Here is a 4,585-nt window from a genome sequence, read left to right on the forward strand (position 1 = left end):
CCGACCTATTAACAACCACCCAACACGCTTACAGCCACAAGGCCAAACCCCCAACATAAACAACGCGTTTAGTTCCTATAGCCCAGAATCTCTGAAGTGGGTGTCACTGCTCCAGGAAATCGGTGCAGACGCAGTCGTTAATATCATTCAGAATGGAAGCCACGGGGGAGGATCAGGTAAGTATAGACGCTGGGAAAAGTTTGCTATGCAAACGGCTTGGTGTCTTGACATCATTGGATGCAGCAATTGAAGGTCCATCTCTACTCAAAGGAAAGTTGCCATCTTAAAAGGCGACGTATGGGTACTTAGCTATCAAAGGCAATGAGCAAGTTATTAATATTCAAGAAGCGAGTTAAAACAGAAGTTGACACTGAACCGGGTTCTGATAATATTCCTACAAAGCATAGTCCGCAACGATGGGAGACGCAATGATTGGGGAAGCTGTATACATGCGGGCGACGCACCCAGGATCTCCTTTCTTTGTCGATAGCCGTAGTCTCATGGCACATGCCGAAGAGTCATGGGATCCTGAACCTGACTGTCCGATAGGATGGGCTTCAAATAAATCCGTAGTATGGACATATATGCAGCCGACTGCTTGCATAATGAGGACCCACGGATGGAAAATTCATGTGACGGCTTCCCTTGACAATGCACAATCAGTTTTAGAAAAAGTTTCTAAAATCTGTATTTCAGAGCATGTTATGTTCAAATATCTCAGGGATAAACAACAGTACCGATCCTCCAATACCAAATATGCAGGACGCAGCTCTAGTGGAAAATTCATAACCATATATCCCTTTTCTGATGAGCATCTTGAAAGATTAACCCTCAAACTAGAGGAAGCAATAGGCGGTGAACCAGGACCTTATATCCTCAGTGATTTAAGGTACAATAACGGACCTATCTTTTTCAGATATGGGGCGTTTGTTTCAATAGAAATGTCCGATTCAGTACTCGTTGTCGTGGGGCTTTATAATCGCATGAGGTCTGGCGATACTCTGATCTCAGTACCATGAAGGTTAATATTATGCGTGATGGTGTGGTAGTAGCTGAACAGCTAAGTAAGAATTTCGTCTCGGGTGACGGGACTCCCACTGTGGTGTTCAATGATCTTTCTTTTGTTGCTGCTGGTGGTGCCATGACCGCAATTACAGGGCCCTCTGGATGTGGTAAGAGCACCTTGCTATATTGCCTTTCTGGTCTTGAACAGCCATCTCAAGGAAATGTGTGGGTGCTGGGTGAGGAACTAACTAAGAAGAACCAGCGTAACTTGGCTTTGTTTCGCAGATCGCATATCGGGTTTGTGTTTCAGTCCTACAATCTTGTCCCGTCCATGACCGTTCGTGACAATATCCTGCTCCCCTTGACTCTCAGCCATCGCAAGGTCGATCAAGGAAGCATCGATGCCCTCATGGATAAGTTCCACTTGAGCGGGCACGACAATGACGCAGCTAGTTCGCTCTCAGGTGGTGAGCAGCAGCGGGTATCCTTGATTCGCACCTTGGTCGCGGATCCCGATGTTGTGTTCGCCGATGAGCCGACAGGTGCTCTTGACCAGAAGTCCGGACAGTTGGTTTTCTCGCAGTTGCGGGACTTCTCCCATCGACCCGGTAAATGCGTGGTCGTGGTCACACACGATCTCCGCCTGGCCCGGCAATGCGACGTCGTATACACCATGAGTGATGGCGGATTTGTCGCATCAGGGAATGTGGAAGAGCAAGCGTAGTTATTGCCCTGATTCTGTATGGCGATGCGGCGTGAAAGGTGTAAGTCATGAAGTGGGCGTTGAATGATCTGAAAGCCAATAGAGGAATCTGGGCCGGTGTGTTTCTTGTGCTTGTGGTCACGCAGACGATTCTGTGCGCCATGAGTGTATGCAAGGGAATCAATGATCTCAAACATGATTCCCCGGGGGAAGTGGGTGTGGTATCTCACCATCTCAGCACTAACGTGGACTCGGTCTACCAGATAGCAATGGTCCTGGGTTGCCTGGTCATTATGGTGACGATTCAGGCTTCCATAAGGCAGCGGCGGAAGGGACTTGCATTGTTGTCCCTGCTTGGTGCCACACCTAGGCAGGTGCTGACCCTCACCATGGTGCAGGTGTTCGTGCTGACTCTGATCTCCTCCATCGTTGGTATGGCGCTGGCGCCAATTCTTGCCCCACGGATTCTAAAGTTCCAGTTGGAGGCCGTGCTGTTACCGCCGCTTATCACTTTTACTTGGCAGGGTTTCTTAGACTTTGCTTTGAGGGGGCTTGCAGTCGGTTTCATTGTGGCTTTGTTGGGTGCTCTCTTTACTCTGCGTGCTTTGAGGAAAGTGCTTCCGGTTGAGCTGCTGAGAGGTTCAGGAACTGAGGAAGTCCACGTCACGAGAGCTGGGCGCGGTCTGAGGAGATTCCTTATTATCGGTGGTTTCATCGCCCTGCTGGCACCGGCTGTCGCTGCCGTCATCCTGGTGTTGAACGACCCCAAAACTCTGAGTAAGACCCAATTGGGCATCATCATGCAACCCATGTCATTAGGCCCGATCATCGCGATACTGCTGTTTCTGGTCGCTCTGGCCTATTCTGGAGGACCCATCATCCAATGGGCCACCAAAACATGGACGAATCTGGTTCCTGTGCAATCCGATGTCTGGAAGATCGCACGGGCACAAGCCATTGTGAGAAGTCGCGGGAAGGCATTCGGCTCCACCATCATCTCACTGACTGCTTGCCTGTTCCTGCTCGGTGGATTGTTAATCACAGGTCAAACCAGTACTGCTGCCATAAGTGGCTTTCCCCAGTTGAAAGACATGGGATCAGCCACACCGATAGAGCTTATGTCCAGCCTGTGGTCGGCCTTGCTCATTGCTGTAATCGGTGCGGTCGCCAGTTTCGCCATCTCTGCCAAGGAACGCAACCTTGATCTGGCCCTTATCTCCATCGCGGGCGCTGTGCCCGGACAGCTACTTGCCATATCGGCCTTGGATGGTTTCATCCTCGTGACCACCGGTATCCTTATCTCTGCGGGGGCCACCTTGCTCGTCGGAGTTTTCACCGCTGTGACATTCCTCCCTCTTTCCAAGAATCTCTTTGTAGTGGTCTTTCCCTGGAAGTTCTTCATTATCCTTGCTGTGCCCATTATCGCCGCGGGAACACTTTCCACATTTTTCTCTGCACGTTCTAGTTTGAAGCGATCGGCAATTGAAACCGTCCAAACAGCCATAGGCGAATAGCGGAAATCATGTCAACTATGCAAACTCAGCAACGTCAAAAAACCACAATTTTTAATGTATTCAGACTATTGAAACCGCACACAGCTATCACTGTTGTTGTGATGTCTGTGGGTATAGTGTCTTCAGGTCTGGCGTTACTACAACCTCTGTGTGTCAATTATCTTCTACACGCCATAGAACAGAGTCAGAAGTTGGTGAGACCAATTGCAGTCTTGGCGCTTTTGTTTGTAGCAGGCATCGTCCTGGATGGTTTGGGATCCAATATGGCAAACCGCCTTGCGGCGAAAATAGTTTTCGATAAACGTAGCAATCTCATTACCTGTATCCTCGGCCTGCCGGTACAAGAGTATGATAAGAGGGAGTCGGGTGACTATGTCTCAACTGTCATCTCAGATACTAATGAGTTACGCTCAGCCCTGTCATCAGACTTCTTTAAAGTGGCCGCGAATCTGTTAACAGCTTGCGGATCAGCTGTCGCTATGCTGTTCATTGATACCAGACTCTTTGCCGTGGCACTTATAACTTCGTGCACATCCATTCTGTTGATGATTGCTGCTTCTTCTCGTCTGCAGGCCTAACCGAACTGGTACAAGCTAAGACAGCAAGACTGTCTAATGCCATACTGCGATCATTAGCTGGAATTCGCACAATTAAGGCCTTTATGGCAACAGTGCCTGAAACGAAAAGAGTAGTCGGTACCGCAGAAGAAGTGTATCGGGCAACAGTAAAAGTGGCCAACAAGGAAACAATCATTCGGTCCATTGTGAACTGCGCCATACAGCTGACCTTACTAATCGTTTTTTCCTTTGGCGGCGCGGAAATAGCGAAAGGGGATCTTGATATTTCTAATTTCATCTCCTTTTCAATGTATTTGACTATGGTTGTTTCTTCGCTAAGCTCCTTTTCCTCATCTATAACCACGGCTTTCAAAGCTTTAGGACCACTCAGGAGAATAGAAGACATTGAATCTTTGCGCGATAAAAGCGAAACCGTAAGTTCGAGCAATATGCTTTCCCCAGATGGGCATTCCTCGTTTGATACAGCCAACATTACGCTGGAGTTCAAAGATGTATGCTTTTCTTACAATACAGCGGACAAAGATGATGAACGAAATACCACTCTGCAGAACATTAGTTTTAGCGCAGTCCCACACCAAAGAACCGTCATCGTGGGCTCGTCGGGTTCAGGTAAAACTACGCTGCTTTCCCTATTGGAGGCTTTTTATAGGCCGGATTCGGGGCATATCCTATACAACAATGTTGACTCAACTGATTTAAATGGGCCTATAGGAACTAAACGCGTTGTTTTAGGTTCTGTGTGTGGGTTTGGTTGTGTGTTGGTCAGAGTGTGGTGTTGGGGTATC

The 4,585-nt window shown here is 48.5% G+C and carries 4 protein-coding genes and 1 pseudogene; all 5 read left to right on the top strand.

Annotated features, from left to right (window positions below):
* Positions 1 to 500 precede the first annotated feature (500 nt).
* A complete protein-coding gene (locus H3T90_RS08735) occupies positions 501 to 1,019 on the top strand; it encodes a class III lanthionine synthetase LanKC N-terminal domain-containing protein (protein WP_141650093.1) in 519 nt (172 codons plus the stop codon).
* Between the two features lie 11 nt (positions 1,020 to 1,030).
* Positions 1,031 to 1,729 carry an ABC transporter ATP-binding protein gene (locus H3T90_RS08740; protein WP_045924347.1) on the top strand — a complete coding sequence of 233 codons (699 nt, stop codon included), beginning with the start codon at positions 1,031 to 1,033 and terminating at the stop codon, positions 1,727 to 1,729.
* Positions 1,730 to 1,776: 47 nt separating this feature from the next.
* Positions 1,777 to 3,222, top strand: coding sequence for an FtsX-like permease family protein (locus H3T90_RS08745; RefSeq protein ID WP_045924218.1), 1,446 nt, complete (start codon positions 1,777 to 1,779; stop codon positions 3,220 to 3,222).
* Between the two features lie 101 nt (positions 3,223 to 3,323).
* Positions 3,324 to 4,054: pseudogene (locus H3T90_RS08750) on the top strand (ABC transporter transmembrane domain-containing protein); the annotation flags it as partial.
* A 174-nt stretch (positions 4,055 to 4,228) separates the two neighbouring features.
* The coding region (locus tag H3T90_RS08955) for an ATP-binding cassette domain-containing protein (RefSeq protein WP_232339562.1) at positions 4,229 to 4,585 on the top strand (357 nt) is incomplete at its 3' end.

The sequence above is a fragment of the Bifidobacterium polysaccharolyticum genome (assembly GCF_016101585.1).
In the GTDB taxonomy this organism is placed as follows: domain Bacteria; phylum Actinomycetota; class Actinomycetes; order Actinomycetales; family Bifidobacteriaceae; genus Bombiscardovia; species Bombiscardovia polysaccharolytica.